Origin of the sequence: Mycobacterium paragordonae (assembly GCF_003614435.1) — a bacterium.
Lineage (GTDB): Bacteria > Actinomycetota > Actinomycetes > Mycobacteriales > Mycobacteriaceae > Mycobacterium > Mycobacterium paragordonae.
Genome location: NZ_CP025546.1, coordinates 6,468,541 through 6,493,150 on the forward strand (window position 1 = coordinate 6,468,541; position 24,610 = coordinate 6,493,150).

Here is a 24,610-nt window from a genome sequence, read left to right on the forward strand (position 1 = left end):
AGGCTCAGGCCGCGGGCTTGACCTCAAGTCCGACATGGACCTTGTCGATCCCGCCGCGCACGATCGAGTGGGGCAGGAACCACCAGGCGTGGTACCAGTACCGCCGCAGCACCGCGTTGTAGACCTGCCGCGTCTCCGCCTTCGGCAGGATCCGGGCAACGCCCTCCACATCATCGCTCTTGGGCTTGCCCAGCGAGCCGCTCTTGGCGATCGTCACCCGGGGGGTGTTGCGAATTCGCTTGACCTTCCACGACTCGTCGTCGGTGATGATCAGCAGCCGATCGCCGTCGGGCACGCCCCAGATCGCGGTCGGCTTGGGGCGTCCGTCCTTGGTGAAGGTGGTCAGCAGCAAGTACTTCGACTTGATGACATCAGCGAATCCGACGGCCACGTGTTCCTCCTGGCTCAAATTTGAACCTGCAAATACCCGCCGGGGCCGTCGCGGAAACCGCCGAAGGTTGTGATACCGCGCACCCACCCCCAGCGATCGGGCCGGCGGTGGGCGGTTGCACAATGCCACCATGCACGTTCTGGTTACCGGAGGCACGGGTTTCGTCGGCGGCTGGACCGCCAAGATCATCGCGGACGCCGGACACGACGTCCGCTTCCTAGTCCGAAAGCCGGAACGTCTGCAGACCTCGGTGGCCGCGCTGGGTGTCGACACATCGGACTTCGCCGTCGGTGACATCACGGACCGCGACTCCGTTCGTCAGGCACTGGAAGGCTGCGACGCGGTGGTCCACAGCGCCGCTCTGGTCGCGACGGATCCGCGCCAGACTGCCCAGATGCTCGCCACCAACATGGAGGGCGCCCGCAACGTCCTGGGCCAGGCCGTCCAACTCGGACTCGACCCGGTCGTGCACGTCTCCAGTTTCACCGCCCTGTTCCACCCGAACCTCGAAACGCTGACGGCAGACCTGCCCGTGGTCGGCGGGACGGACGGGTACGGAACATCCAAGGCGCAGGTGGAGATTTACGCCCGCGGCTTGCAGGACGCCGGCGCACCGGTCAACATCACCTACCCCGGGATGGTGCTGGGCCCGCCGGTCGGAGACCAGTTCGGTGAGGCCGGCGAGGGTGTCAAGGCTGCGTTGCAGATGCACGCGATCCCCGGCCGCGGCGCCGCGTGGATGGTGGTCGACGTCCGCGATGTGGCCGCGCTGCACGCCGCGCTGCTGGAACCCGGACGCGGACCCCGCCGCTACATGGCCGGCGGCCACCGGCTCGCGGTGGCCGATCTGGCGAAGACGCTCGGCGAGGTCAGCGGCACCACGATGGTGCCGGTTCCGGTTCCTGACACCGCGTTGCGGGCCGCCGGATCGATCTTCGATTTCGTGGGACCCTATCTCCCCTTTGACAATCCGATCACCGCGGCGGGCATGCAGTACTACACACAGATGCCCGAGTCCGACGACTCACCCGCCGAGCGCGAACTCGGCATCCACTTCCGCGATGCCCGCACAACACTCGCGGATACCGTTGCCGCGCTTCACGAATCGGCCGATTAGTCGATCTGCATTGCGGCAGCGGGGATCTCCGATCCCGGCACGCCGACATCCATCCGGAGCAGCGCACCGATGGTCGTGAGGTAGATCGCGGTTCCCGCGAAGGCGAGCGACGACACGAATCGGCCGGGCACCTCGATGAGTTCAACGAGAGCCCCGCCGGAGTCGAAACGCGCTATGCCGCCACCACTTCCGAGCGCGACCCATACGCCGCCCTCGACGTCCACCGCCAGCCCGTCACACTCGCCGCGGGGCGCTTCGGCGAAGACCGACGCTCCCTGCGGGCCGATGACGCGCACCCGCGCGGCCGCATACTCGCACACATACAGCCGGGTGCCGTCCGGTGCGTATCCAACGCCGTTGGGCCACAACAGGTCTGACGCAAGAACCCGGGTCCCGCCGTCGGGCGCGACCTGCACCAGTTCGGTGGGCCCGGCCGCCTCGCCCCGCCTGGGCTGATGACGCAGCACACCGACGACCACCGACCCGTCCGGAGCGACGGTCAGGTCGTTGAGCCCGGTCGCGCCGTCGGCCGCCCACACCGTGCGAAGGCCCGCCGGTCCGGCATACGCGAGATCGCGCCCGCTGACCAGAAACCCGCCGTCGGCATGCACCGCGATGCCGCCGATGCCGCGACGCTTTTCCAGCACTGTCGACACGTTCCCGTCCGACCACCGGTAGACGCCGCCGGCGGTGGTGTTGGCGAACAGCACCGAACCGTCGGGCAGCGGCCGTGGCGCTTCGAGCAGTCCGTCGGATTCCCATAGGACTTCGGTCACGGCATCGACTCCGCCCACACGATGTGCGCCTCGAAGCCCAACGCCACCGCCATCTCCAGGTAGCGGTCAACGAGGTTCGCGTATTCGTCGGTGTGGCCATTGCTGCGGGCCAGCATCGCCCGCATCCGCAGCAGCCAGATGTCGCGCACCGGCAGTTCCTCGTCGCGGCGTTCCTCGGCCACGGTCTTGACCGCGGCTGCCGCTTCGGCGACATCACCGTCGGCGCTTCGCTCCAGCAGCGTCTCAACCAGCACCGCGGTGGCGGGGATACCCCACGTCAGCAACTGCCCTTCGCGTATCAGATGCTCGACGACCGAACGCAATTCGACGATCGCGTGGTCACGGTCTCCCCGGCGCGCCCGGTCCCGCGCCGAGTACACGTTGACGATCGGCAGCTCCGACAGGTTGTGTCCCTGGCGTTGGAACAGCTCGGTGACCTCGTCGAGCAACAATTCCCCGCGCTCGTACTCCGCGGCCGTCTCGCGGTGCACCAGGGCCACCCCCAGCGTCATCCGGGCGAAGGCCAGCGCGAAATTGTCGCCGGACCGTTCGGCGATGCGCAGCGCGCCCTCGATTTCGCGCACCGCCCGGACGTCGGGCCTCAGCACACCGGCCGGTATCGCCGGAAAGTAAACGTAGGCAACGGCTCTGGCGTAAGACAACGGGTCGGCCCGGCGGGCCATGTCCAGACCCTGACGCAGGTCGTCTCGCCAGCCGGCCCGCCCCAGGCAGTAACAGGCGATCGCCCGGGTCGTGTGGGCGATCGCCAGCGGCGACCCGATGATGAAGTTGCCCCGGGCCGGATCGCCGTCGGCCAGGCCGATCACCCGTTCCGACCACTGCAACACCTGGTGCCACTCGGCGCTCTCGCCTTTGGCGTAGATCGGCGCGAACGACAACCCCACGGTCAACGTCGGATCGTCGACCGCCTCGATCAGCGTCATCGCTTCGGATGCCAGCCGCGACGCCTCGCGGATGCGCGCCTGATACGCCAGGCCGATCACCATCCCGGCCATGGCGATCGCCAGCGACGCCTTGTCCCCCGCCGCGCTGCACAACTGCCGCAATTCCTCGAACCGGGCGCCTGCGTCGGCGTGCACCCGCCACGCGACGCCGCACAGCATGGTGCGCGGCGCGATGCGCAATGCCGCCCGGTGTGGCGTGTCGGCAGGCAAGGCATCGGCGATCTTCTGCGCGCGCTCCCAACTCAGCAGTGCCGAGGCGATATCGCGATTGGTCGCCCAGTTAGCGGCCCGCATATGCCAGCCGTAGGCGGCGAATCCGTCGCCGGCCGCTTCGAGGTGCTCGGCGATCAGCACCGCACGCTGATCGACCGCGTGCGGCTCTCGGGCCTCGATGGCCTCGGCCAGTCGGCGGTGCAACCGGGCCCGGTCGGATTTCAGCTGAGCCTCGTACGCCACGGTCCGAATCAGCGGATGCCGAAATGCGTAGGCCGGGTCGGCGGTGAACCGCACCTGATGCACCAGTTCGGCGGCCAGCAGTTCGTCGATGCTGGGCTCGACCCCGAGGCCGACGAGCAGGTCGGCAGCGAACCGGGATCCGATGATCGCGGCGGCGCTGAGCGTGTGTTTGGCCGCCGGGCTGAGCCGGTCGATACGGGCGGCAATGGTCGCCTGCAGGGTGGGTGGCACACGTACGTCGGCGACGTCGGCATGGCAGGTGTAGTCGCCGCGCTCGCCGCCGAGCACGCCCCGCTCGGCGAGTTCGCGGGTGATCTCCTCGGCGAACAACGGGTTGCCCGCCGCGCGCGCGGCGATGACGTCACCGATCGGTGCGACGGAGGGGTCTCGGCCCAGCAACTCGGAGACCAGCACCGAGGCCTCCGAATCGGTCAGCGGTGTCAGCGCGAAGGTCTGGGCACCGGCGACGAGCTGCAGGGCTCCCTGGTAGTCGGGGCGGTAGGTGAACAGCACGATCGAGGGAGTCTGGGACACCACCGTCAGCAGATCCGCGAGCATCGATTCGCTGGCCTCGTCGATCCAGTGCACATCCTCGACGAGGAAGATCGCCGGCTGCGTCCGCGCGAGCAGGTATGCGTTGAACAACGCTGTCAGCCGGCGGCGCCGCGCATCCGGGTCGATCTTGGGCAGCTTCACCTCGGGGTCTGCGACACCCAACAGATCGCACAGTAACCACAGGTCCTGCGGATCGGCGTCGGGCATGCCCTCCTGAACTCGCTGCCGCGCCGCCTCGTCGGCCAGGCCGTTCGTCTGGCTGACCGATCGCAGCAGACGCTCCATCACCCGGAACGGGACGTCGGTGGCGTGCGATTCGCAGAAGCTGCCGAACACCTCCAGGCCTCGCGCCTGCGCCAGGCGGACGGTCTCGCGCACCAGCCGGGTCTTTCCGATGCCGGCCGGGCCGCTGATGCCGACCACCGACCCGCGGCCGGCCGCCGAGCGATCGAGCATGGCCGCCAGGGCCGCGACTTCCCAGTCACGCCCGACCAACGTCGACACCGGGGCGTCAGCGCGTTCGTCGGGCGCGGCGACGCTGAGCAACTGCCGACCGGTCAGGGCGTCATCGGTGCCCTTGACGTAGACCCGCTGCGGCTCGCCCAGCAGCGTCGCACCCTCGACCAGTCGAGCCGTGGACTCGCTGACCATCACCCCGCCCGGCGGCGCCACCGACTCCATCCGCTGCGCGATTCCCACCTCCTCGCCCACGGCGGTGTAACCCAATGCGCCGGAACCGATTTCACCGGCGATCACCTCGCCGGAATTCAGGCCGATGCGCAACCGCAGGGCGACGTCGCCGTCGAGTTCGGCCGCCAATCGCTGAGTGGCATCCTGGATTCCGAGCGCGGTCAGACACGCCCGCAGCGCATGGTCCTCCAGGGCAGCAGGCGCGCCGAACAGGGCCATGATGCCGTCGCCGGTGAACTTGTCCACCGTGCCGCCGAAGCGCTGCACCACCGCCGAGGCCCGGGTGACCAGTTCGGTCATGATCTCGCGCAATCGTTCCGGACCGACGGCCGCCGCGATGTCCATCGAATGCACCACGTCGGCGAACAGGACGGTCACCTGCTTGTACTCCGCCTGTGTGTCGGCCGACGAGACCGGGGCGCCGCACCCGTGGCAGAACCGTGCATTCGCCAGCGGTTCAGTGCCGCACTTGCTACAGGCCGCCACGGCTTGTCAGATTAGTGCAATTCGAACTGTCCTGGGGACCAGCAAATGACCGACCGGGGGGCCAGAAAATGACCGACGCGACCTACCGGCCGGACCACACCGGATTGCTGGTGATCGATCCCTACAACGATTTCATCTCCCCCGGCGGGAAAGTATGGGACCGCTTGCGGGACGTCATCGAAGCCAACGACTGCGTGCCGCATATGAAACAGGTTCTGGACGCGGCGCGCGGCGCACAGATCCGCGTCTTCTACGCACTGCATCGCCGGTACCGCGCCGGTGACTACGAGAATTGGCGGGCCATCGCGCCCGTGCAACGGGCGGCCTGGCAACGCCGCACGTTCGAATTCGGCAGCTGGGGCGGCGAGCTGCACCCCGATTTCCAACCGCTGCCAGGTGACGTTGTGGCACAAGAACATTGGTGCTCCAGTGGATTCGCCAACACCGACCTGGATCTGCTGCTCAAACGGCACGGCATCAATCGGCTGATCGTCATGGGGCTCATCGCGCACACCTGCGTGGAGGCCACTGTCCGCTTCGCCGCCGAACTGGGGTACGCGGTGACGATGGTCAAAGACGCGACCGCGGACTATTCGGAGGTGGAGATGCGCGCGGCGCTGGAGGTCAACATTCCCAACTACGCCGACGCGATCGTGACGACCGACGACGTGGTCGCCTCGATCACCCGTTAGCGACGAGCGCGCGGTCGGACAGCGCCGCCAGGGCCGGTGCCAGCAGCCTGGAATATTCCAGCGTCAGGTGACCCGCGTCGACGTAGACCAGGGTGTTGCCGATGATGACGGGGCAGTGCTGCTTGGTGCAGAACAGATCGGTGAGGTCGACGTACTGTCCGCCGCCGGCCTTCACCGCGGCGGCCTCGGCGGCCATACCGTCCCGGTCGAACGCGAACGACATCGGCGGCGAGCACGCCGTCGCGTCGGTGAGGTGCTCGGACAGGCACCCGGGCACCGCCGTGTTCAAGTGCGGCAGCGGCCCGAGCACCATCACCTTGGCGCCGATGCCGCGCAGCTGCTCCGTCAGGTTCTTGAGGCCGTTGACCCAGGCCCGGTCGTACGACGAGAAACCCGAGAGGAATCCGTTGCTGTGGGCGGCGGTGTACCCGCGGAACACGCTGACTACCACCAGCTTCGGGTGCTCGGCGCGCAACCGGGACATGATCTCGCCGCGCCACTGCTCGCAGTGCTGGAGGTACTCGACGATCGGGGCAACCCAGCGGTTGGCGATGGGCAGATCCATCATCGGGCAAGCGGCCTTGGCCATCGCCTCGATTCGCCAGGGCCGCTGCTTGCCGACTTCCCGCAGCGCCGGGATCCACATCGAGGCATGCGAGTCGCCGACCACGGCCACCGTCGTCTTCGAGTTTTTATCGCCCATCGCGCACTCGGGTTGCCCGGCTTGAATCGGCAGGCGCAGGCAACCGTCGAACATCATCTGGCCGACCTCACCCGCCGCGTCGCCCAGCGACGGGCTCAGGTTCGACGGCACGTCCTTCACCTCGGCGGACGCCGCGACGGCCGCCTGAAACTGTCCGAACACGTTCTGTACCGCCGCGTCATAGGCCGCGACGTCGTCCCCGGTGGGCACCGGCGGCGGCTTGATGGTCAGCGGGGTGGCCACCGCGCCGCGCGCGACCGCAACGGGCATCGGGATCGACGACACGTACATCAGCAACGCCACGCCCACCAGCGCCGCGAGCGTGGTGGCGAAGCCGCCGACGGCCAGGCTCTTCATCGGCGACTTGTGCAGCACCGTGGCGTAGCGCAGCGGGTTCTCGATGTACCGCAGGGTGAGCCATCCGAGCCCCCCGGAGACGACCACCGCCGCGATGAACTTGCCGAACAGCCCCAGCGGGTGGCCCACCACGATCGGGGCGAACACCAGCACCGGCCAGTGCCACAGGTACCACGAATAGGACAGGCGACCGATCGCCCGCATCGGTGACCAGCCCAGCATGCGCCCGGCACCCTGCGACGGTGTCGAGCAGCCGGCGCCGAGGACCAGCGCGGTGCCCAGGACGGGCAACAGGGCGGCGGTCCCGGGGTAGGGCAGGTCCGGGGTGAAGAAGACACAGGCCACCAGGACCATGGCCGTGCCGATCCAGCCGATGGTCACCGCGGCTCGCGCCGGCAGCCGGCTCCACTGGTTGGCCGTGAGCGCCACCAGCGCGCCGAGCGCCAACTGCCAGGCCCGGGTGAACAGCGAGAAGTAGGCCGCGAGCGGCATCACGTAAGTGACCACCAGCGACAGCAGGAATGACGACAACGCGATGAAGGTGACGAGCACCAGAAACGGCTTCTTCGACGGGATCCGTGCGGACCCCTCGTCGGTGTTCTTGCGCCGGCGCAGCCGCCTGATCAGCCACGCCAGGCCCACGATCATGGGCGGCCACAGCAGGTAGAACTGTTCCTCCACGCCCAGGGTCCAGTAATGCTGGAACGGCGAGGGCGCGCCGCCGGCGAAATAGTCGACCTGCTGGACGATGAACCAGAAGTTGGGGACGTACAGCGCGCACGCGATGGCGTCCTTCAGTGCGCTCTGGGCCTGCACCACCGGCAGCAGGAACGCCGCGGCGATCGCGGTGATGACGCCGATCGTCGCCGACACCGGTAGCAGGCGTCGCGACCGTGCCCCGTAGAACTTTTTCAGCCCGACGGTGCCGGTGGTGCTCACCTGTTTCCAGAGCTGCCCGGTGATGACGAAACCGGAGATCTCGAAGAAGATGTCCGGGCCGACGAAGCCGCCGCTGACACCGGGCATGGAGATGTGCCAGCCGACGATGGCCAGCAGGGTGAAACCGCGCAAGCCCTCGATGTCGTCGCGGAATCCGGCCTGCGGTGTGTGCTTCGCCTGCGCGTCCGGCGACGGCAGCACGCTACGAGCGGAGCTCACGTTCTCGGACTGACGCACGATCCCCAACTGTATATAAGTGGACGCGAATACAAGCCTGAACGGCGGCAAGTGACCAAAGGGTGCCCGAACGGGGTCCTAATGCCCTCGCGGCGTCGGACTGTTGAGCGCAGCATCTCCCCTGGACAGGAGATGCGTGATGACCAAACCGATTCCGCCGCTCGACCTTTCATGGCTGCTGATCGAGTCACCGGGCAGCACCACCCACGTAGGCGCGATGCTGCTGTTCCAGAAACCGTCCGACAGCGAGGCGCTGGTGCGCGAAATCGTGGACTTCTACCGGTCCTGCTCGCCGGCGCCGCCGTTCAACTACGTCCCCGAGTTGCTGGGCCGCGGTGGCCCACATTTTCGCGAAGTGGACAGCTGGGACCCGCACTACCACGTCGAACACCTCGCACTGCCGGCCGGATCCAGTTATGACGACCTGTTGCGACTGGTCGCCGACCTGCATGAGGCGCAACTCGATCGCAGCCGGCCGCTGTTCCGCTGCTGGATCATCGACGGCCTGCCGGACCGGATGTTCGCGATCTACACCAAGACCCACCACTGCATCATCGACGGCGAGTCCGGGCTGAAGCGGCTGTACGACGGCCTGAACCTCTCCGACGAGCAGACCATCCCCAAGCCCGCGTTCGCGCTCGACGTTCCGGCGCCCGCGCCACACCCGCCGACACCGCTGGTCGGGCGCATCACCGACTCGATCCGGGGCGCGCTCACCCAGGTGGGAGCGCTCAATCAGGTGTCGGTCACCGCGCTGCGCAAGGTCTTCGCCGGACTGTTCCGCTCCCACCTCGAGGGCAGCCTGCCGTTCGCGGCACACCACGCCCCCACCAACGAACCGCTCAAGATCGGGCGCAGCTTCGCCACGCTGACCCTGCCGCTCGAGGAGATGCACGACGTCGGCCGGCACTTCGGAGCCACCCTCAACGACGTCGCGGCCAGCATCGTCGACGCCGGACTGCATGCCTACCTGCGCGAGACCGGACGTTCCTTCGGACACCCCTTGATCGCGATGTGCCCGGTGTCCCTGCGGGCCGGCGACGACACGGCGATCGGGACCCGGGTGTCGGCGCTGTTCGTACGGCTGGGCGAGCCCGACGCCGAGATGCCGGACCGGATCGGTCAGGTGGCGTCGTCGGTGGCCGCCGCCAAGAAGGAGCTGGCGGCCATGTCGACAGAAGCGGCGATGACCTACGCCGTGGGACTGGTCGCTCTCGCCGGTCTCGGCGCCTCCACCCACCTGGACCGGGTGGCACATCCCGCGTGCAACCTGGTGATCTCCAACGTCGCGGGCGCCAAGGAGATCCGATACCTCAACGGCGCACGGCTGCTGGGCATTTACCCGGTCTCCGCGCTGGCCGCGTCGATCGGACTCAACGCCACCCTGGCGTCCTACCACGACAGCATGGACTTCGGCTTCGTCGGCAATGCGGCGGCGATCGGCGACATGTCCAGGCTCGCCCACTACACGCAGCAGGCCTACGAAGAACTGAAGAAGTCCGCTCAGAGCGTGGGAACGAACCCGCCGTCGATGCGGTAGTCGGACCCGTTGATGTTGCCGGCCCGCTCGCTGGCCAGGAAGAGGACGAGGTCGGCAACCTGTTCCCGGGTGGTGAACCGGCCGGTGGGAGTGTCTTCCAGAATGTTGGCCAGCACGTCTTCGGCGGGCTCCCCGTTCGCGTCGGCCAGCCCCTCAGCCAGTCCGCCTTCCGTCCACTTTTCGGTCAGTACCAGCCCCGGGCTGATCGAGTTGACTCGAATGTTCAACGGTCCCAACTCTTTTGACAACGACTTGGCGAGGTTGGTGACGGCGGCCTTGGTGGCGCAATAGTCGTAGGTCACCGCGCCGGGGTAGTAGGCGTTGATCGAGCCGATGATCACGATGGAACCGCCGCCGCGCCGTTGGATCTGCGGCAGCGCCGCGCGGGTGGGCCGCACGATGCCCATCATGTTCAGATCCCAGGACGCCTGCCATTCTTCGTCGGTGATACCGACGAAGCCGCCGGGCCGCGGCGTGGCCCCGCCGACGTTGTTGACCAGGATGTCGATCCCGCCGCGCCGCGCGGCGGCCCCCATCAGTTCTTCGGCGTGACCGGGCCGGGACAGGTCCACCGACACATACGTCACCTGACCGGTCTCTTCCATCGCCGGCAGCTCCTTGCCGGGGGTTCGCGAACCGGCGACCACGTGGACGCCCGCGCCGACCAGCGCCTTGGTGACGGCCATGCCGATGCCCTTGCTGGCGCCGGTGACCACGGCCGTCTTGCCCGCCAGATGCAGATCCATCCCACCTGCCTCACCGATTCCGGCTCACAGAATATGCGCGCGATGGTGGGTCCGGCCCGGTTATCTCATTTCTTGCGGTCCGTGTCCCGGGACGGCTGTACGCGCTTGGGTTCGCCCGGCATCTTCGGGTAGTTCGGCGGGTAGGGCATGTCACCCAGGCCGCGTTCCTCGTCGGCGTCGACCATGTCCAGCAGCACGGCAATGGACTGATGGTCGTCGTCCATTGCGGCCCACGGATCGTCGCGGCGCGCAACGAGGTCGGGAACGGTGGCCATGGTGTAGTCGTCCGGGTCGGCACCGGCCAGGTCGTCCCAGGACAGCGGCATCGAGACGGTCGCGATCGGGGTGCGCCGCACGGAATACGGCGAGGCCATGGTGCGGTCGCGGGCGTTCTGATTGAAGTCGATGAAGATGCGCTGGCCGCGTTCTTCCTTCCACCACGAGGTGGTCACCTGCTCCGGAGCGCGGCGCTCGACCTCGCGGGCCAGCGCGATACCCGCCCGGCGCACGGCGACGAAATCCCAGTCGGTGGCGATCCGCAGAAACACATGCACGCCACGTCCCCCGGAGGTTTTCGCATACCCCGTCAACCCGAGTTCGTCGAGCAGCGGCCGCAGCACCTCGACGGCGACCGTCCGCGCTTCCCTGAATCCGGTGCCCGGTTGCGGGTCCAGGTCGATCCGCAACTCGTCGGGATGCTCGGTGTCCGGGCAGCGCACCTGCCACGGGTGCAAGGTGACGGTGCCCATCTGCGCCGCCCACACGATCGCGGCGGGATGGGTGACCATCAGCGCGTCCGCGGTCCGGCCGGACGGGAACGTGATCCGGCAGGTCTGCAGATACTCGGGATGGTGCTTGGGCACCCGCTTCTGGTAGATCTCCTCGCCGTCGATGCCGTCGGGGAAGCGCTGCAGATGCGTGGGGCGGTCGCGCAGCGGGGCAAGCATCGGACCCTGGGCCACGGCCGCGTAGTAGTCGATCAACCGGCCCTTGGTGCCGTTGCTGCCGAGCGTGGGGAAGTAGACCTTGTCACGATTGGTCACCCGGACGGCGATGCCGTCGACGTCGAGTTCTTCTGCTGCAGTGGCCATATCCACAGTCCAGCATGCCGCAGGCCAGAATGAAGCAATGGACTTACCCGTGATGCCGCCGGTTTCGCCGATGCTGGCCAAATCAGTCAAGGCGATTCCGCCGGATGCGTCGTACGAGCCGAAGTGGGATGGCTTCCGGTCCATCTGCTTTCGCGACGGTGACGACGTGGAGCTGGGCAGCCGCAACGAGCGGCCGATGACGCGCTACTTTCCGGAGCTGGTCGAGGCGGTGCGGGCCGAGTTGCCGCCGCGCTGCGTGATCGACGGAGAGATCGTCATCGCCACCGATCGCGGCCTGGATTTCGAGGCGTTGCAACAACGTATCCATCCGGCCGATTCGCGGGTGCGGATGCTGGCCCAGCAGACACCGGCCTCGTTCATCGCGTTCGACCTGCTGGCTCTGGGCGACGACGACTACACCCGGCGCCCCTTCCACGAGCGGCGCGCGGCGCTCGTGGACGCGCTGGCGGGGTCCGGGCCCACCATCCATGTCACGCCCGCCACCACCGACGAGGCCGTCGCGCAGCGCTGGTTCGAGGAATTCGAAGGCGCGGGGCTGGACGGCGTCATCGCCAAGCCGCTGACCGTCACCTATCAACCGGACAAGCGCGTCATGTTCAAGGTCAAGCACGAACGAACCGCCGACTGCGTGGTCGCGGGCTACCGGGTGCACAAGTCCGGGGATGATGCGATCGGCTCGCTGTTGCTCGGGTTGTATCAGGACGACGGACAACTCGCCTCGGTCGGCGTGATCGGCGCTTTTCCGATGGCCGAGCGCCGGCGGCTGTTCACCGAGTTGCAAGCGCTGGTCACCGGCTTCGACGGCCATCCCTGGAACTGGGCCGCGCACGAGGCGGGCGAACGCACACCCCGCAAGAACGAAGGGTCCCGCTGGAACGCGGGCAAGGATCTGTCTTTCGTGCCGCTGCGGCCCGAGCGGGTGGTCGAGGTGCGTTACGACCACATGGAAGGCGCGCGGTTCCGCCATACCGCACAGTTCAATCGGTGGCGCCCCGACCGTGATCCGCGCTCGTGCACGTACGAACAGCTGGAGCAACCGGTGAATTTCAGCCTGGGCGATATCGTGCCCGGCCTTGGCGAGAAGTAGTACTCGAAGCCGCTTTCGAGTCGTACGGTAGAGCACATGCGGCCGTCGCAGAGCCCGGACGTATCCCCGGTTGACATCCCCGCGGACCTTCGCGCGCGGGTGATGCCAGCGGTGCTCGACGAGCTGGCGCGTTGGGGCGTCGAACGATTCAGTGTGGAAGCCATGGCCGAGCGCCACCACCTGGATGTCGCGACGATCTACCGCTATTGGGGTAACCGCCAAAAACTGATCGTCGACGCCGCCGTCCGCGATGCCGACATGTTTCGCTGCGCGATAGACACCGGCTCCTTGCGCGGTGACCTCCTTGCCCTGGCCCGCACCCTCGCCGCGGATGTCAACACGCCGATCGGCCGCACGTTCCACCGCGTGATGGTGATGGACAGCCGCGCCGGCCATCATGACGGCGAGACTCGAATGCTGTTCTGGCAGAGGCGATTCAGTGTCCTTCGCACCGTCATCGACCGGGCCCGGGAACGTGGCGAGCTGCGCGAGGGCGTGCACACCGTGGCGGCGATCCAGATCGTGACGGCCCCCATCTACGTTCGCAGTCTCTACATGGAGGATCCCGTCGACGACGGCTACTGCCTGGCCATCGCCGACCTCGCCTGGCATGCGCTGCGCAGACAATGACGGCTCTGGGCACCTGAGGCCCTTAAGATGTCGAAATGCTGCACGTCTCCGCACTGTTCGTTCCGCGCAGCGCCGCGTTCAACGAACAGGGCGCCATCGATGCCATGTCCATACCCATGGCTTGGTTCCAGGTCGATCAAATCCCTTTGTGGGCAACGGTCCCGGTCGTTCTGGTGGTTCACGCGCCGGCCGGCGGCGACTACGACCCGGAAATCCACGTCGTCTGCAAGGACCCGTCAGGCACTCCCCGCGGATCGCTGCGGGCGGCGTGGCACTGGCCGGATGACGGTGATCGCGCCTCCAAGTACCGGTGCTTCACCCAAGAACTGTCCTTCCCCGTGGAGACCGAAGGCGAGTACACCCTGGGGGTCTACTACGACACCGAGGGCAAATTCGAGCTGTCCACACCGGTGCCGGTGTCGATCGTGTTGGCCGAGACCGAACAGCCCGCAGACACCGGCGAAACAACTTTCACCGAGCCTGCCGAATAGGCTGGCGCGCGGCCCCGACACCCTTAAGATGTCGTGATGCATGTAGCCGCTTTGCTCGTGGCGGGCTCCGCCAACATCGACGATTCCGCGATCGACGCCACCCGTGTGCCGATCACCAGCTACGAGGTCAACCAGACCCCGGTGTGGCTGACGGTCCCGCTCGTTCTGGTGGTGCACGCCCCCTCCGGTGGTGATTTCGATCCGGAGTTGTTCATCGTCTGCAAAGACCCCGGCGGGACCATCCGGGGCACGGTCCGTTCCGCCTGGCAGTGGCCGGACGAGGACAAGCCGTCCAAGTACCGGTGTTTCACCCCCCAGCTGTCATTCGCGATCGAGACGACGGGCGAATACACCATCGGCGCCTACCAGGACGCCGAAGCGCTGAAGCCGATCGCCACCCCGATTCCGCTGATGATCAACATGGCCGGGGGACGTCCCGGACGTAACGGCAGCTAAACCGCTACCCGCAACGCCGACAACCCGCGCAGGGTGACGTTCGGTTTGTACTGCGGTTCGCCCGCGAGCCGCGCGTGCGGGAAGCGGGCGGTCAGCGCCGACAACGCCGCCGTGGCTTCCAGCCGCGCCAGCGGGGCCCCCAGGCAGTAGTGGATGCCGCGCCCGAAGCCCAAGTGCCGCAACGTTTTCCGCTCCGGGTCGAAGGTGTCCGGCTGGCAGTACTCGGCGGGGTCGCGATGCGCGGCGGCCAGCAGCAGCATCATCACGTCTCCCCCGGCCACCGTGGTGTCACCAATCGTGATGTCGTCGACGGCAATTCGCGTGACTTGTTGCACCGGCGGGTCGTAACGCAGGGTCTCCTCGACGATCGCGGCCGCCCGGCCGGGGTCGGCGTTCAACGCTGCCCACTGCCGGCCGTCGCGCAGCATCGCGAGGATGGCGTTGCCGATCAGGTTGACCGTGGTCTCGTGCCCGGCGACCAGCAGCAGCACACACGTGGACACGATCTCCTCTTCGGTCAGCTGGTCACCGGACTCGTTCACCGCAACCAGCGCCGACAGCAGGTCGTCGCCGGGCTTTGACCGGCGCCGCGCGATGAGGCCGTGCAGGTAGTCGCGCAGTCCCGCGCCGGCGGTCAGCCGCTCGTCGGTTTCGTCGGTTTCGTGGGCCTGGTCGTCGGTGAAGAACGGGTCCAGCGATTTGGCCAGCACCGCCGAGGCGTGGCTGAACCGCGGCTCGTCCTCGAGCGGCACTCCCAGCAACCGGCAGATGACCGCTACCGGCAGCGGGTAGGCGAAGTCGGCGACCACGTCAAAGCCGCCCCGCTCGGCGATCCGGTCGAGCAGCCCGCCCACCAGCGCGTCGATCTCCGGTTGCAGCCCGGCCACCACCCTGGGCGCGAACGCCTTGCTGACCAGCCTGCGCAGCCGGGTGTGATCCGGCGGGTCGAGGAAAAGAAAACCCGGTGGGATCTCCCGGCGCAAAGACGGATCGGCCTCGATCATCCGCCGGGCGGCGGTCGACTGGAGGTCGTCGCTGCTCGACAGCGGGTGCCGCAGCACGTCGTCACAGTCCCGGTAGCTCGAGAACAGCACGAGATTTCCGCCGGGGAATGCTAGCGGTCCCCGCTCCCGCAGTTCGGCGCACACCGGATACGGGTCCGCCCGGCTGGCCGGGTCCAGCAGCCGCAACAGCAACGTCTGCGATTCGGTGGGCTCCGTGATGGTCATGGACGCCATTGTGCCTGCGCCCGAGTGTGCGCCCACCGCGTCGAGTCAGCCTCCCTCGGAGCAGCCTGCCAGGTCGGGGTGCGCCATCAACCGGTCCAGGAAGATCCGCTGACCCTTGAGTAGCTTGTCGCGGGCGTGGGCCACCGGGAACCAGCCGACGCGGTCCACCTCGGGAAATTCCCGCATCCGGCCCGAGCCGCGCGGCCACTCCATCTCGAAGGTGTTGCTGCGCGCATCGGTGACGTCGAGATCGGCCCGGACCGCGAAGGCCGTGACCACCTTGCCGCTGGGCTGCCTAATCGGTCCGAAATCCAGTCGCGGCCCCTCGGGTGCCGGCAAACCCAGCTCTTCGGCGAATTCGCGCCGCGCCGCCGACCAGGGATCGTCGCCCTCGCCGTACTCGCCTTTCGGGATCGACCACGCGCCGTCGTCCTTGCGCGCCCAGAACGGCCCGCCCGGATGCGCGATCAGCACCTCGACGACGCCGGCCCGCTCCCGGTACAGCAGCAGACCCGCACTCAGCTTGGGCACCGGTTACACCCCGACGGCCTGCTCCAGATCCTTCAGTGAGGTCTCCAGGTGCGCGAGCAACCGCTGCAGGTGCGGAACGCTGCGGCGGCATCCCACCAGCCCGAAGTCCAGGTTGCCGCCGTTGTTCACCAACGTGATGTTCAGCGCCTGGCCGTCCGGGATGTTGGACAGCGGGTAGCTGCCGTCGAGCCGGGCGCCGCCGTAGTACAGCGGGTCACCCACCCCGGGCACATTCGAGATGACGATGTTGAACGGGGGCGGCACCGCGGAGAGGAATCCCGGCACCCCGGCCAGCGTCAGCGGCGCCATATTCAACGCCGACAACGCCATCACCTGGTACGACGGCAATTCGGCAAGCACCTTCTTGTTGCGGCGCATCGACTCGGCGATGACCTCCAGCCGGTCGGCCGGGTCTTCGACGTTGGTCGCGAGATTGCACAGGATGCTGCCCACCTTGTTGCCGCCGCTGTCGGCGTCGGCTTCCGAGCGCAAGCTGACCGGCACCATGGCGACCAGCGGCGTGTCCGGCAATGCGTCTTGTTCCAGCAGGTACTCGCGCAGCGCGCCCGCGCACATCGCCAGCACGGCGTCGTTGACCGTCACGCCGGCGGCCTTCTTGATGCCCTTGACGCGGTCCAGGGAATACGACTGGGCGGCGCACCGGCGGGCGCCGCCGACCTTGACGTTCAACATGGTGTGCGGCGCGGCGAACGGCAGCGTCAGCTGCTGCTCGAGCAACGCGGCGCGAGCCAGCTTCAGCGTCGAAGGCGCAACTCCCACAACCGAACCCGCCAACTTGACCAGAGCGCTCAGCGGGTTGGAGCCGCCACCGTCGGACGAGGGTTTCGGCGGGCGGGGCGGTCGGGGTAGGTTCCACATCGCCTTCACCTCGGTGTCGTCCGGGTCGGTCGACATGGTGCGCTGCATCAGCTTCACCGCCGAGACTCCGTCGATCAGTGCGTGGTGCATCTTCGTGTACATGGCGAAGCGACCATCGTTCAGTCCCTCCACGACGTGCAACTCCCACAGCGGGCGGTGCCGGTCCAGCAGGCTGGTGTGCAGCCGCGAGGTCAGCTCGAGCAGATCACGCACGCGTCCCGGCGACGGCAGAGCGGAGCGCCGGACGTGGTAGTCGACGTCGACGTCGTCGTCGTAGGCCCAGGCGACCCGCGCGATGCCGCCGCCGATCGTCGCCGGGTGCTTGCGGAAAGTGGGCTGGAACTCGTCGTTGGCGACCAGCTTCTCGTAGAACTCCCGGACGAATTCCGGACCGGCCCCTTCCGGTGGCTGGAACAACGACAAACCGCCCACGTGCAACGGATGCTCCCGAGATTCGGTGAACAGAAACATCGAGTCGGTGGGCATCATCAGTTCCATGCCCGCTATTACACCCTGAGACGCAGGCAAAGCGAAGGTGTTGTGAAATTCGGGGACGGCCCCTTACCCCACGGGTGCGACGCCGGCGTTGGACAGCGTGAAACCGCGTCCCGACCCCACCGTGCAGGTGACGCCATTGGTGTCCGACCGGCAGGTGAAGGGCCCGACGCCGGCGCTCTGCCCGTAGCCGAGCACCGGGGTGCCCTGTCCGGCGTTGCCCAGACAGGTTTCGCCGGTGCAGGTCTTGAACGTTCCGGCGGGCGCCATACGGACCGACTGCGGCGGCGAATCGGATTGGCAGTACGCCTCGTCGGCGATGCCGCTGCCGCGTTGATAGTTCAGCTCGCAGCCGATGTTGCGCGACGGCAGCAGGAAGGAACACCACGTCGACGTGCACACCGGGTTGTCGGCTGCAGCCGGCGGCGCTGCGACGCACGCGCCCACAACGAAGATTCCGAGCGCTGCGACTTTCGCTCGATTCACGGCTCGATGCATGGTGCCCCCCGACCCCAACGGCTGATGCTTACGCAAGCTAACAGGTCCGCGGGTCCCGGGTGGTGGCTTTCGCAAGATGCGTGCTGACAGTTACTGTCACAAAGTCACAAACTGCCACGATGTCCTCCGGAGGTGCCGATGAGTAGCCCAACCAAATTCCGTGTCATTCAGTGGGCAACCGGTGGCGTCGGCAAGGCCGCCATCGAGTGCGTGCTCAACCACCCCGAGCTGGAACTGGCCGGCTGCTGGGTGCACAGCGCCGACAAGAACGGTGTGGACGTCGGGCATATCCTCGGTCGCGACCCGCTGGGTATCGCCGCGTCCAACAACATCGACGACGTGCTCGCGATCGACGCCGACTGCGTGATGTACAGCCCGTTGGTGCCCAATGACGAAGAGGTCATCGCGATCCTGCGGTCCGGCAAGAACGTCGTCACCCCGGTCGGCTGGGTGTATCCCGACCTGGACAACCCGCGCGTCCGGGCGATCGCCGACGCCGCGGCCGAATCCGGCGTCACGCTGCACGGGTCGGGCATTCACCCGGGCGGTATCACGGAGCGCTTTCCGCTCATGGTGTCGTCGCTGTCGTCGGCGGTCACGCACGTCCGCGCCGAGGAGTTCTCCGACATCCGCACCTACAACGCACCCGACGTGGTGCGCCACATCATGGGCTTCGGCGGCACCCCCGAGGAGGCGATGCTGGGCCCGATGGCCAGTCTGCTCGAAGCCGGTTTCAAGCAGTCGGTGCGAATGATCGCCGACCACATGGGTTTTCGCATCGACCCCAACATCAGGACGATTCAGGACATCGCCGTCGCCACCGGCGACATCGACTACGAACCGATGACCATCGCCCCCGGAACGGTTGCGGCGCGCCGGTTCCGCTGGCAAGCGCTGTCCGACGGAGAACCGGTGATCACCGCCGCGGTCAACTGGCTGATGGGCGAAGACAACCTGGAGCCGGCCTGGGAGTTCGGCGAACAGGGCGAGCGCTTCGAGGTCGAGATCACCGGCGATCCCAGCGTGAGCCTGACCTTCAAGGGCCTGCAGCCGCAGACGATCGCTGAAGGGCTGCAACGCAATCCGGGGGTGGTGGCCACCGCCAACCACTGCGTCAACGCCATCCCCTACGTCGTCCCGGCCGAACCCGGCATCAAGACCTACCTGGATCTGCCGCTGATCGCCGGACGCGCATGACCGTCACAGCGGGTGACGGGGTAGGCGACGTAGCGTTCTGCCACCTCGTCGTCGGTGTCACCGACATGGACCGCGCGCTGGCTTTCTACCGCGACCTGCTGGGCATGGAGATCGTCTTCGAAAGTCTGATCTCGGGTGAGCCTTTCGACGCGGTCCTGCACGCGACGCGCAAACAGGAAGGCCGGGTCGTAGGCGGCCTGCTGGGCGGGCTGATGATCGAACTGCTTTCGCTCGGATCAGGGCCACGCGAGCCGGCGCGTCGCGGAGTCACCGGCATCCACAACTTTGCGCTGTCGGTCACCGACCTGAACGACACCCACCGCCGGCTCGTCGAGGCGGGTTACCCGCCCGAGCAGGACCCGTTCGAAATCGGCGGAGTACGAATGTTTTTCGTCAAGGACCCGGACGGGACGTCGGTGGAGTTCATCGAACTTCCCGGCGGTGCGCGCAGCACGTATGAGATGCATCGCGGGGTGCCGTTGCGGCTGGGACCGGCCGGATGAGCATCTCCACCAGCTATTCGCACCCGGAATCGCTACGCGGGCATGTCGCGATCGTCACCGGCGCCGCTCAGGGCGTGGGCAGGGGCGTGGCGGCCGCCCTACTGGAGCGTGGCGCGGCGGTTCTGGTGGTCGACATCCAGGAAGACAAACTGCACGCGACGACCACGGAGCTCAAGGAGACGGGCCCGGTCGAGATGCTGGTCGCCGACCTGCGCGATCCGGAGAGTGCGCAGCGGATCGCGGCGGCCGCGGTCGGCGCATTCGGCACCGTGCACGGACTGGTCAACAATGCGATCGCCACCAACGAGCCCAAGAGGTTCGTCGACATCTCTGTGGACGACCTGGCGCTGGGTTACGAGGTCGGCCCGCGCGCCACGTTCCTGCTGATGCAGGCGGTGCACCCGCTGATGGTCGATGCCGGTGGCGGTGCGATCGTGAATCTCGGCTCGGGCACCGGAACCGGCGGCGAACCCAAGTGGGGTGGTTACGCCGCTGCCAAAGAAGGCATCCGAGGGTTGTCCAAGGTCGCCGCCCTGGAGTGGGGACGCGACAACATCCGCGTGAACGTCATCTGCCCCTTCGCCGAATCCGACGGCGTCAAGCTGTGGAAGCAGTACGCGCCGGACGACTACGCCAAGGCGGTACGGCGCGTACCGATGAAGCGGATCGGCGACGTCCGCACCGACGTCGGCGCGCTGGTCGCGTTCCTGCTCGGCCCCGATGCCACGTTCATCACCGGGCAGACGATCCATGTCGACGGCGGGATCGGCTGCTTCCGATGACATCGCTGCGCGACCGTCAGCGCGCGCAGGTCCGCGCCGACATCAGGCGGGCGGCGTTCCGGCTGTTCGTGGAGCGTGGCTACGACACGGTGACCACCGAGGAGATCGCCACTGCCGCAGGTGTTTCGCCGCGCACATTCTTCCGGCATGTGCCGACCAAGGAAGAGTTGCTGCTGGGCCCCATTCGCCACGGCGGTGCCGAGGTGGTCAACCTGCTGGAGCAGCGTCCCGGCGGTGAGGCGCCGGACGTCGCACTGATCAATGCCATCATCACCCGCACGCGATCGTTCGGTGACGTGGAGAGCGAAGAGTGGCGGGAAGCGCTGCTGGTGGCGCCCGGACTGCTGGGCAAGGTCACCCTCTACACGCCGGCCGACCGGGAACGCGCGGTCAAGCTGATCGCCGAACGCATGGGCGCCGATCCCGACGCCGATATCCGGCCCGGCCTGCTGGTTCAACTAGGTTTCGCGGCAGGCGATTTCGCGTTTCAGCGGTGGATCCGCCAATCCGGAACCGCCCGCTCGCTGGACCGCTATGTCACCGAGGCGCTGCAGGCGATCAAGAGTTCGTACTGGGGCCGGCGGTCCTGACAGGCGCGCCGTCCAGCCACGCCGCGACCGCTTCGACGGTGTCGGCGTAGAAGGCCCCGAGCATTTCGCGGGTCACATAGCCGAGGTGGGGTGAGAGGGTCACCGTCGGCAACACCCGCAAGGGATGCTCGGCCGGAAGGGGTTCGGTGTCAAAGACATCAAGCCCGGCCCCGGCGATGCGCCCGGTCCGCAGGGCGTCGAGCAGCGCCGGTTCGTCGACGATCGGGCCGCGAGACGTGTTGATCAGGAAGGCATTCGGCTTCATCAAGGCCAACTCGACTGCGCCGACCAGACCTCGCGTGCGTTCCGAGAGCACGACGTGGATGGAGACCACGTCGGATTCCGCGAACAGCGCGGCCTTGTCGACCCGCCGCGCACCCGCCGCCGATGCCGCCTCTTCGGTGAGGTTCTGGCTCCACGCTATGACGTCCATGCCGAACACGTTGGCGTACTGCGCCATTCGTCGGCCGACGCGGCCAAGACCGAGCAACCCCAGCGTCTTGCCGTGCAGCGTCATCCCGGTCGTCGTCTGCCATGCACCCTCGCGCATGCGGCGGTGCTCCTCGGCCAGGTTGCGCACCGTCGCGATCATCAAGCCCCAGGCCAGTTCCGGTGTGGCATCCCGCACGGCCGCGAACCGGGGGTGAGCGAAGTTCGAATGCGCGACCAGGACCCCGTGCTCGATTGCGGCCGCCATATCCAGGTTGGGCAGGCTCCGGCCGACGATGGTGATCAGCTTCAGGTTCGGCAGTCGCTCGATGAGGGCGCGTGGCAGCGCCATTCGCTCCCGCAGGGTGCAGAGCACGTCGAAGGACCGCAGCTGTTCGGCGGCTTCGTCCTGGTTCAGGTGCCGGTCGAAGACCGTGACATCCGCGCGGCTCAGCACCGGGGACCAGTCAGCGAGGTCGAGGGCGGCACCCGCGTAGTCGTCGAGGATTGCTACCCGCGGCCGGCGGTGGTCCATCACTGAACGTCCTGGCGGGCGGTCGAAGATTGTTGTCCCCGTTGCGGTCCCCCGTAATGCCGCCACGCCTCCCACATGCTGCGGTGCAGGCCGGGTACGAGGTGGGGATCCGGGCCGTCGATGACGAGGGCGGCTTCGTCGTCGGAATAGGACGGCCATCCGGGCGTGCCCGTGCGGGCAAACTCGATCCAGCGCCGTTGCACGCAGTCGCTCATGGCGCGATAGTGACCACGACCGCCGAGCGTAAGCAGTCGCACGGCCGGTATTTCGCAGCCGAACACGAGTGGGACGTCGGTCGCGTGGATGGCGCCCATGCCGATCAGCCGTAATAAGGCGGGCGCGTAGTCGAGGCGGTAGAGGTAAGTCGGCGCGTGGCGGGCGTGTCCCCGGGCCACCGCGATCATCGGCCGCACGAAGAAGCAGTCGCCGGCCAACCGGGTCAGCGCCGCCGGGCTCGGATAGTCCGGATAGTGCGCCAGCACCCGCTCCCGGGCCGCCGGATCGGTAGCCGCGAACATCCGGTCCACCCGGGCCGCCGTCGTCGGGACGATGTCGATGAAATGGCGCACCGGCCCCCAGCCCGCGTGACCCAGCTCGTTGCCCATCGAGCCGATCAGCAGGGGCACACGTTCGGCCCGTCCGGCGGTGATCGCCGTCGTCGGATCCTCGGGCAGGAATTCGCCGTCGATGACCGGAGCCAAAGACATCTGGCACGGCACTGCACGCGCCGCCGTCAACATCACCCGGATCGCCGCCTGGGTTATCACCGTCGCGGGCGCGTCACGCAGCACCTGAGCGGCATTGCCGGCGTCGGCACCGAGCGCCTCAATGCACCGGCGGGCGGTGTCGGTGGCCTGCTCCGGTGTGCGCACCGCATCCGGAACCGGGCTCTGCGCAATGGCCCGGTGGAACAGGCCGCGGGACGCCGGCAGCATGAGGTGGGTCAGAACGCCGCTGCCACCGGCGGACTGGCCCCACAGGGTGACGTTGCCGGGATCCCCGCCGAACGCTGCGATGTTGCGCCGGACCCACTGCAGCGCGGCCACCTGGTCGCGCAGTCCCAGGTTCGACTGGAAATCCGTTGCGTACTGCGAGAAATCGACGAAGCCAAGGCCGCCGAGCCGGTAGTTGATCGTCACCAGCACGATGCCGAACTTGGCCACCAGCGCCTTGGGGTCATGCACGGGCAGGGCGGAGGTGCCTTCGAAATAGCCGCCGCCGTGAATGAACACCAGCACCGGTCGGGGCGGCCCGCCACGTTCGGACGGCGCGCACACGTTGAGCGTCAGGCAGTCCTCGTCCTGCAGCTGCCGCTTCAACAGGCCCAAGGGTGAACTGAGCCGATGAGAGTGCGCGGCGTAACCGAACCGGGTCGCGTCGAGGACGTCCGGCCAGGACGAGACGGGTTCGGGTGCCCGGAAGCGCAACGGTCCGACCGGGGGCGCCGCATAAGGGATTGTGCGCCAGAGGTCGACGTTGCGGAATCGACGTCCGCGGACGACACCGGAATCAGTGGCAACTTCCAACGCACTGTCCATCGGCTCACCTCCCTGACGTGGAGTGTGCCGCATGCGACCGCGGCTATCCAGCGGCGGGGTGTGCACCGATCAACTCGGCACGCGCCAGCGTGTGCTGCGCCATCTTCACGTGCGCCGCATCGACGAGGACGCCGTTCACCCCGACGGCACCGCGGCCACCGGCCTCGGCTTCCCGATACGCCGCGACATTGCGCCGGGCACGGGCGATCTCGTCGGCGGTGGGTGCATAGACCTCGTTCGCGATCGGCACCTGGGTCGGGTGGATCGCCCATTTGCCGGTGTAGCCGAGCAACGATGCGCGGCGGGCGTCGCGCTGGTAGCCGGTGAGATCGCCGTAGTCCGGGTAGGGCGCGTCGATGGCGTCGATGCCCGCGATCCGGGCGGCCACGATCACCTTGCTGCGCGCGTAATGCCAGAAATCACCGGGGTATTCGCCGACCGGAACAAAGTTGGTGTCCACCCGGGCACCCTGCGACAGCGAAAAGTCGCCGACCCCGAAGATCAGTGCGTCGAGTCGGGGGCTGGCCGCGGCGATCGCCTCGGCGTTGGCGAGTCCCTCCACCTCCTCGATGAGCACCTCCAGGCGAATCTGCCTGTCGAGTCCCAGTTTCGCTTCGAGTTGAGACAGCAGAATGTCCACCCACCAGACGTCGCGGGCGGTGCGGGCTTTCGGGATGATGACGGTGTCCAGCCGCGCACCGGCCTTGCTGACCACCTCGATCAGGTCGTCGTGGCACCACTGCGTGTCCAGACCGTTGATCCGGATCGCGCGTACGGTGCCGCCCCAGTTGATATCGTTCAGCGCGGCAATGGCTTTGGTGCGCGCCGCTGCTTTGAAGGCAGCGGGCACCGCGTCCTCGAGATCGAGGAAGACCAGGTCGGCGCCGCAGGTCGCGGCCTTCTCGAACATGTGGTCATTGCCGGCCGGTACGGCCAGCTCGGAACGGCGCAGGATCATGGCGTCCTGTCCCATCTCAC

24 protein-coding genes are annotated in these 24,610 nt (G+C 67.6%); 11 read left to right on the forward strand and 13 right to left on the reverse strand.

What is annotated here, in order from left to right:
* Positions 1-4: 4 nt before the first annotated feature.
* A complete protein-coding gene (locus C0J29_RS29015; RefSeq protein ID WP_120794328.1) occupies positions 5-391 on the reverse strand; it encodes a PPOX class F420-dependent oxidoreductase in 387 nt (128 codons plus the stop codon).
* 130 nt (positions 392-521) lie between these two features.
* Here C0J29_RS29015 and C0J29_RS29020 point away from each other — a divergent pair, with 130 nt between their 5' ends.
* Complete coding sequence (locus tag C0J29_RS29020; RefSeq protein WP_065045743.1) at positions 522-1,508, forward strand: SDR family NAD(P)-dependent oxidoreductase; 987 nt, start codon at positions 522-524, stop codon at positions 1,506-1,508.
* On the opposite strand, the gene C0J29_RS29025 is transcribed toward C0J29_RS29020, so the two are convergent.
* Together C0J29_RS29025 and C0J29_RS29030 are read right to left on the reverse strand one after the other, a co-directional pair.
* A complete protein-coding gene (locus tag C0J29_RS29025) occupies positions 1,505-2,284 on the reverse strand; it encodes an SMP-30/gluconolactonase/LRE family protein (RefSeq protein WP_242460574.1) in 780 nt (259 codons plus the stop codon). The two genes, C0J29_RS29020 and C0J29_RS29025, sit on opposite strands and share 4 nt — an antisense overlap.
* A complete protein-coding gene (locus C0J29_RS29030; protein ID WP_277950729.1) occupies positions 2,281-5,436 on the reverse strand; it encodes an AAA family ATPase in 3,156 nt (1,051 codons plus the stop codon). Before C0J29_RS29030 ends, C0J29_RS29025 begins: the two co-directional genes overlap by 4 nt.
* A gap of 68 nt (positions 5,437-5,504) precedes the next feature.
* Here C0J29_RS29030 and C0J29_RS29035 point away from each other — a divergent pair, with 68 nt between their 5' ends.
* Positions 5,505-6,128 (forward strand): cysteine hydrolase family protein, encoded by a 624-nt coding sequence (locus C0J29_RS29035; protein ID WP_120794330.1) that lies wholly within the window; start codon positions 5,505-5,507, stop codon positions 6,126-6,128.
* Here the strand turns inward: C0J29_RS29035 and C0J29_RS29040 are convergent.
* Positions 6,118-8,364 carry an acyltransferase family protein gene (locus tag C0J29_RS29040; protein WP_242460575.1) on the reverse strand — a complete coding sequence of 749 codons (2,247 nt, stop codon included), beginning with the start codon at positions 8,362-8,364 and terminating at the stop codon, positions 6,118-6,120. The genes C0J29_RS29035 and C0J29_RS29040 overlap by 11 nt on opposite strands.
* A 139-nt stretch (positions 8,365-8,503) precedes the next feature.
* On the opposite strand from C0J29_RS29040, the gene C0J29_RS29045 reads away from it, so the two are divergent.
* Positions 8,504-9,904, forward strand: a complete 1,401-nt coding sequence (locus C0J29_RS29045; protein ID WP_120794331.1) for a wax ester/triacylglycerol synthase family O-acyltransferase — start codon at positions 8,504-8,506, stop codon at positions 9,902-9,904.
* Here the strand turns inward: C0J29_RS29045 and C0J29_RS29050 are convergent.
* Together C0J29_RS29050 and ligD are read right to left on the reverse strand one after the other, a co-directional pair.
* Positions 9,868-10,650, reverse strand: a complete 783-nt coding sequence (locus C0J29_RS29050) for an SDR family NAD(P)-dependent oxidoreductase (protein ID WP_120794332.1) — start codon at positions 10,648-10,650, stop codon at positions 9,868-9,870. The genes C0J29_RS29045 and C0J29_RS29050 overlap by 37 nt on opposite strands.
* A 65-nt stretch (positions 10,651-10,715) precedes the next feature.
* A complete protein-coding gene (gene ligD, locus C0J29_RS29055) occupies positions 10,716-11,741 on the reverse strand; it encodes a non-homologous end-joining DNA ligase (RefSeq protein WP_120794333.1) in 1,026 nt (341 codons plus the stop codon).
* A 37-nt stretch (positions 11,742-11,778) separates the two neighbouring features.
* Here ligD and C0J29_RS29060 point away from each other — a divergent pair, with 37 nt between their 5' ends.
* Genes C0J29_RS29060 through C0J29_RS29075 form a run of 4 tightly spaced genes read left to right on the forward strand, consistent with a single transcriptional unit; the run spans position 11,779 to position 14,426 of the window.
* Entirely contained in the window at positions 11,779-12,849 is a 1,071-nt protein-coding gene (locus tag C0J29_RS29060; protein WP_120794334.1) for an ATP-dependent DNA ligase, read from the forward strand.
* Positions 12,850-12,885: 36 nt separating this feature from the next.
* Entirely contained in the window at positions 12,886-13,479 is a 594-nt protein-coding gene (locus tag C0J29_RS29065) for a TetR-like C-terminal domain-containing protein (RefSeq protein WP_120794335.1), read from the forward strand.
* A gap of 35 nt (positions 13,480-13,514) precedes the next feature.
* Positions 13,515-13,970 (forward strand): hypothetical protein, encoded by a 456-nt coding sequence (locus tag C0J29_RS29070; protein WP_232004282.1) that lies wholly within the window; start codon positions 13,515-13,517, stop codon positions 13,968-13,970.
* A gap of 36 nt (positions 13,971-14,006) precedes the next feature.
* A complete protein-coding gene (locus C0J29_RS29075) occupies positions 14,007-14,426 on the forward strand; it encodes a hypothetical protein (RefSeq protein WP_133437031.1) in 420 nt (139 codons plus the stop codon).
* Here the strand turns inward: C0J29_RS29075 and C0J29_RS29080 are convergent.
* The 4 genes from C0J29_RS29080 to C0J29_RS29095 all read right to left on the reverse strand — a co-directional run bounded on the left by C0J29_RS29080 (position 14,423) and on the right by C0J29_RS29095 (position 18,046).
* Positions 14,423-15,655: a cytochrome P450 gene (locus tag C0J29_RS29080; protein ID WP_120795031.1), complete on the reverse strand. Its 1,233-nt coding sequence runs from the start codon at positions 15,653-15,655 to the stop codon at positions 14,423-14,425. The genes C0J29_RS29075 and C0J29_RS29080 overlap by 4 nt on opposite strands.
* Before the next feature lie 45 nt (positions 15,656-15,700).
* On the reverse strand, positions 15,701-16,186 hold the full coding sequence (locus C0J29_RS29085; RefSeq protein ID WP_120794337.1) for an NUDIX hydrolase: 486 nt from the start codon (positions 16,184-16,186) through the stop codon (positions 15,701-15,703).
* Between the two features lie 3 nt (positions 16,187-16,189).
* Positions 16,190-17,563 (reverse strand): WS/DGAT/MGAT family O-acyltransferase, encoded by a 1,374-nt coding sequence (locus C0J29_RS29090; protein ID WP_120794338.1) that lies wholly within the window; start codon positions 17,561-17,563, stop codon positions 16,190-16,192.
* 63 nt (positions 17,564-17,626) lie between these two features.
* Entirely contained in the window at positions 17,627-18,046 is a 420-nt protein-coding gene (locus tag C0J29_RS29095; RefSeq protein ID WP_120794339.1) for a hypothetical protein, read from the reverse strand.
* Positions 18,047-18,196: 150 nt separating this feature from the next.
* On the opposite strand from C0J29_RS29095, the gene C0J29_RS29100 reads away from it, so the two are divergent.
* The 4 genes from C0J29_RS29100 to C0J29_RS29115 are packed head-to-tail and all read left to right on the forward strand — an operon-like array spanning position 18,197 to position 21,130.
* Positions 18,197-19,255: an NAD(P)H-dependent amine dehydrogenase family protein gene (locus C0J29_RS29100; RefSeq protein WP_120794340.1), complete on the forward strand. Its 1,059-nt coding sequence runs from the start codon at positions 18,197-18,199 to the stop codon at positions 19,253-19,255.
* A complete protein-coding gene (locus C0J29_RS29105; RefSeq protein WP_120794341.1) occupies positions 19,252-19,758 on the forward strand; it encodes a VOC family protein in 507 nt (168 codons plus the stop codon). Before C0J29_RS29100 ends, C0J29_RS29105 begins: the two co-directional genes overlap by 4 nt.
* Positions 19,755-20,540, forward strand: coding sequence for an SDR family NAD(P)-dependent oxidoreductase (locus C0J29_RS29110; RefSeq protein ID WP_120794342.1), 786 nt, complete (start codon positions 19,755-19,757; stop codon positions 20,538-20,540). The genes C0J29_RS29105 and C0J29_RS29110 overlap by 4 nt, the downstream gene beginning before the upstream one ends.
* Complete coding sequence (locus C0J29_RS29115) at positions 20,537-21,130, forward strand: TetR/AcrR family transcriptional regulator (RefSeq protein WP_065045728.1); 594 nt, start codon at positions 20,537-20,539, stop codon at positions 21,128-21,130. Before C0J29_RS29110 ends, C0J29_RS29115 begins: the two co-directional genes overlap by 4 nt.
* On the opposite strand, the gene C0J29_RS29120 is transcribed toward C0J29_RS29115, so the two are convergent.
* Genes C0J29_RS29120 through C0J29_RS29130 form a run of 3 tightly spaced genes read right to left on the reverse strand, consistent with a single transcriptional unit; the run spans position 21,099 to position 24,605 of the window.
* Complete coding sequence (locus C0J29_RS29120; protein WP_120794343.1) at positions 21,099-22,094, reverse strand: D-2-hydroxyacid dehydrogenase family protein; 996 nt, start codon at positions 22,092-22,094, stop codon at positions 21,099-21,101. The two genes, C0J29_RS29115 and C0J29_RS29120, sit on opposite strands and share 32 nt — an antisense overlap.
* Positions 22,094-23,632: a carboxylesterase/lipase family protein gene (locus C0J29_RS29125; protein WP_162951585.1), complete on the reverse strand. Its 1,539-nt coding sequence runs from the start codon at positions 23,630-23,632 to the stop codon at positions 22,094-22,096. The genes C0J29_RS29120 and C0J29_RS29125 overlap by 1 nt, the downstream gene beginning before the upstream one ends.
* 43 nt (positions 23,633-23,675) lie before the next feature.
* A complete protein-coding gene (locus C0J29_RS29130) occupies positions 23,676-24,605 on the reverse strand; it encodes an HpcH/HpaI aldolase/citrate lyase family protein (protein WP_242460576.1) in 930 nt (309 codons plus the stop codon).
* Between the last annotated feature and the right edge of the window lie 5 nt (positions 24,606-24,610).

Bases quoted from the DNA above. Each gene is read 5' to 3' on its own strand.
- C0J29_RS29115 (WP_065045728.1), top strand. From the start codon at position 20,537: ATGACATCGCTGCGCGACCGTCAGCGCGCGCAGGTCCGCGCCGACATC.
- C0J29_RS29080 (WP_120795031.1), bottom strand. From the start codon at position 15,655: ATGACCATCACGGAGCCCACCGAATCGCAGACGTTGCTGTTGCGGCTG.
- C0J29_RS29045 (WP_120794331.1), top strand. From the start codon at position 8,504: ATGACCAAACCGATTCCGCCGCTCGACCTTTCATGGCTGCTGATCGAG.
- C0J29_RS29110 (WP_120794342.1), top strand. From the start codon at position 19,755: ATGAGCATCTCCACCAGCTATTCGCACCCGGAATCGCTACGCGGGCAT.
- C0J29_RS29100 (WP_120794340.1), top strand. From the start codon at position 18,197: ATGAGTAGCCCAACCAAATTCCGTGTCATTCAGTGGGCAACCGGTGGC.
- C0J29_RS29130 (WP_242460576.1), bottom strand. From the start codon at position 24,605: ATGGGACAGGACGCCATGATCCTGCGCCGTTCCGAGCTGGCCGTACCG.
- C0J29_RS29035 (WP_120794330.1), top strand. From the start codon at position 5,505: ATGACCGACGCGACCTACCGGCCGGACCACACCGGATTGCTGGTGATC.
- ligD (WP_120794333.1), bottom strand. From the start codon at position 11,741: ATGGCCACTGCAGCAGAAGAACTCGACGTCGACGGCATCGCCGTCCGG.
- C0J29_RS29065 (WP_120794335.1), top strand. From the start codon at position 12,886: ATGCGGCCGTCGCAGAGCCCGGACGTATCCCCGGTTGACATCCCCGCG.
- C0J29_RS29050 (WP_120794332.1), bottom strand. From the start codon at position 10,650: ATGGATCTGCATCTGGCGGGCAAGACGGCCGTGGTCACCGGCGCCAGC.
- C0J29_RS29090 (WP_120794338.1), bottom strand. From the start codon at position 17,563: ATGGAACTGATGATGCCCACCGACTCGATGTTTCTGTTCACCGAATCT.
- C0J29_RS29020 (WP_065045743.1), top strand. From the start codon at position 522: ATGCACGTTCTGGTTACCGGAGGCACGGGTTTCGTCGGCGGCTGGACC.
- C0J29_RS29125 (WP_162951585.1), bottom strand. From the start codon at position 23,632: ATGGACAGTGCGTTGGAAGTTGCCACTGATTCCGGTGTCGTCCGCGGA.
- C0J29_RS29075 (WP_133437031.1), top strand. From the start codon at position 14,007: ATGCATGTAGCCGCTTTGCTCGTGGCGGGCTCCGCCAACATCGACGAT.
- C0J29_RS29060 (WP_120794334.1), top strand. From the start codon at position 11,779: ATGGACTTACCCGTGATGCCGCCGGTTTCGCCGATGCTGGCCAAATCA.
- C0J29_RS29120 (WP_120794343.1), bottom strand. From the start codon at position 22,094: ATGGACCACCGCCGGCCGCGGGTAGCAATCCTCGACGACTACGCGGGT.
- C0J29_RS29105 (WP_120794341.1), top strand. From the start codon at position 19,252: ATGACCGTCACAGCGGGTGACGGGGTAGGCGACGTAGCGTTCTGCCAC.
- C0J29_RS29070 (WP_232004282.1), top strand. From the start codon at position 13,515: ATGCTGCACGTCTCCGCACTGTTCGTTCCGCGCAGCGCCGCGTTCAAC.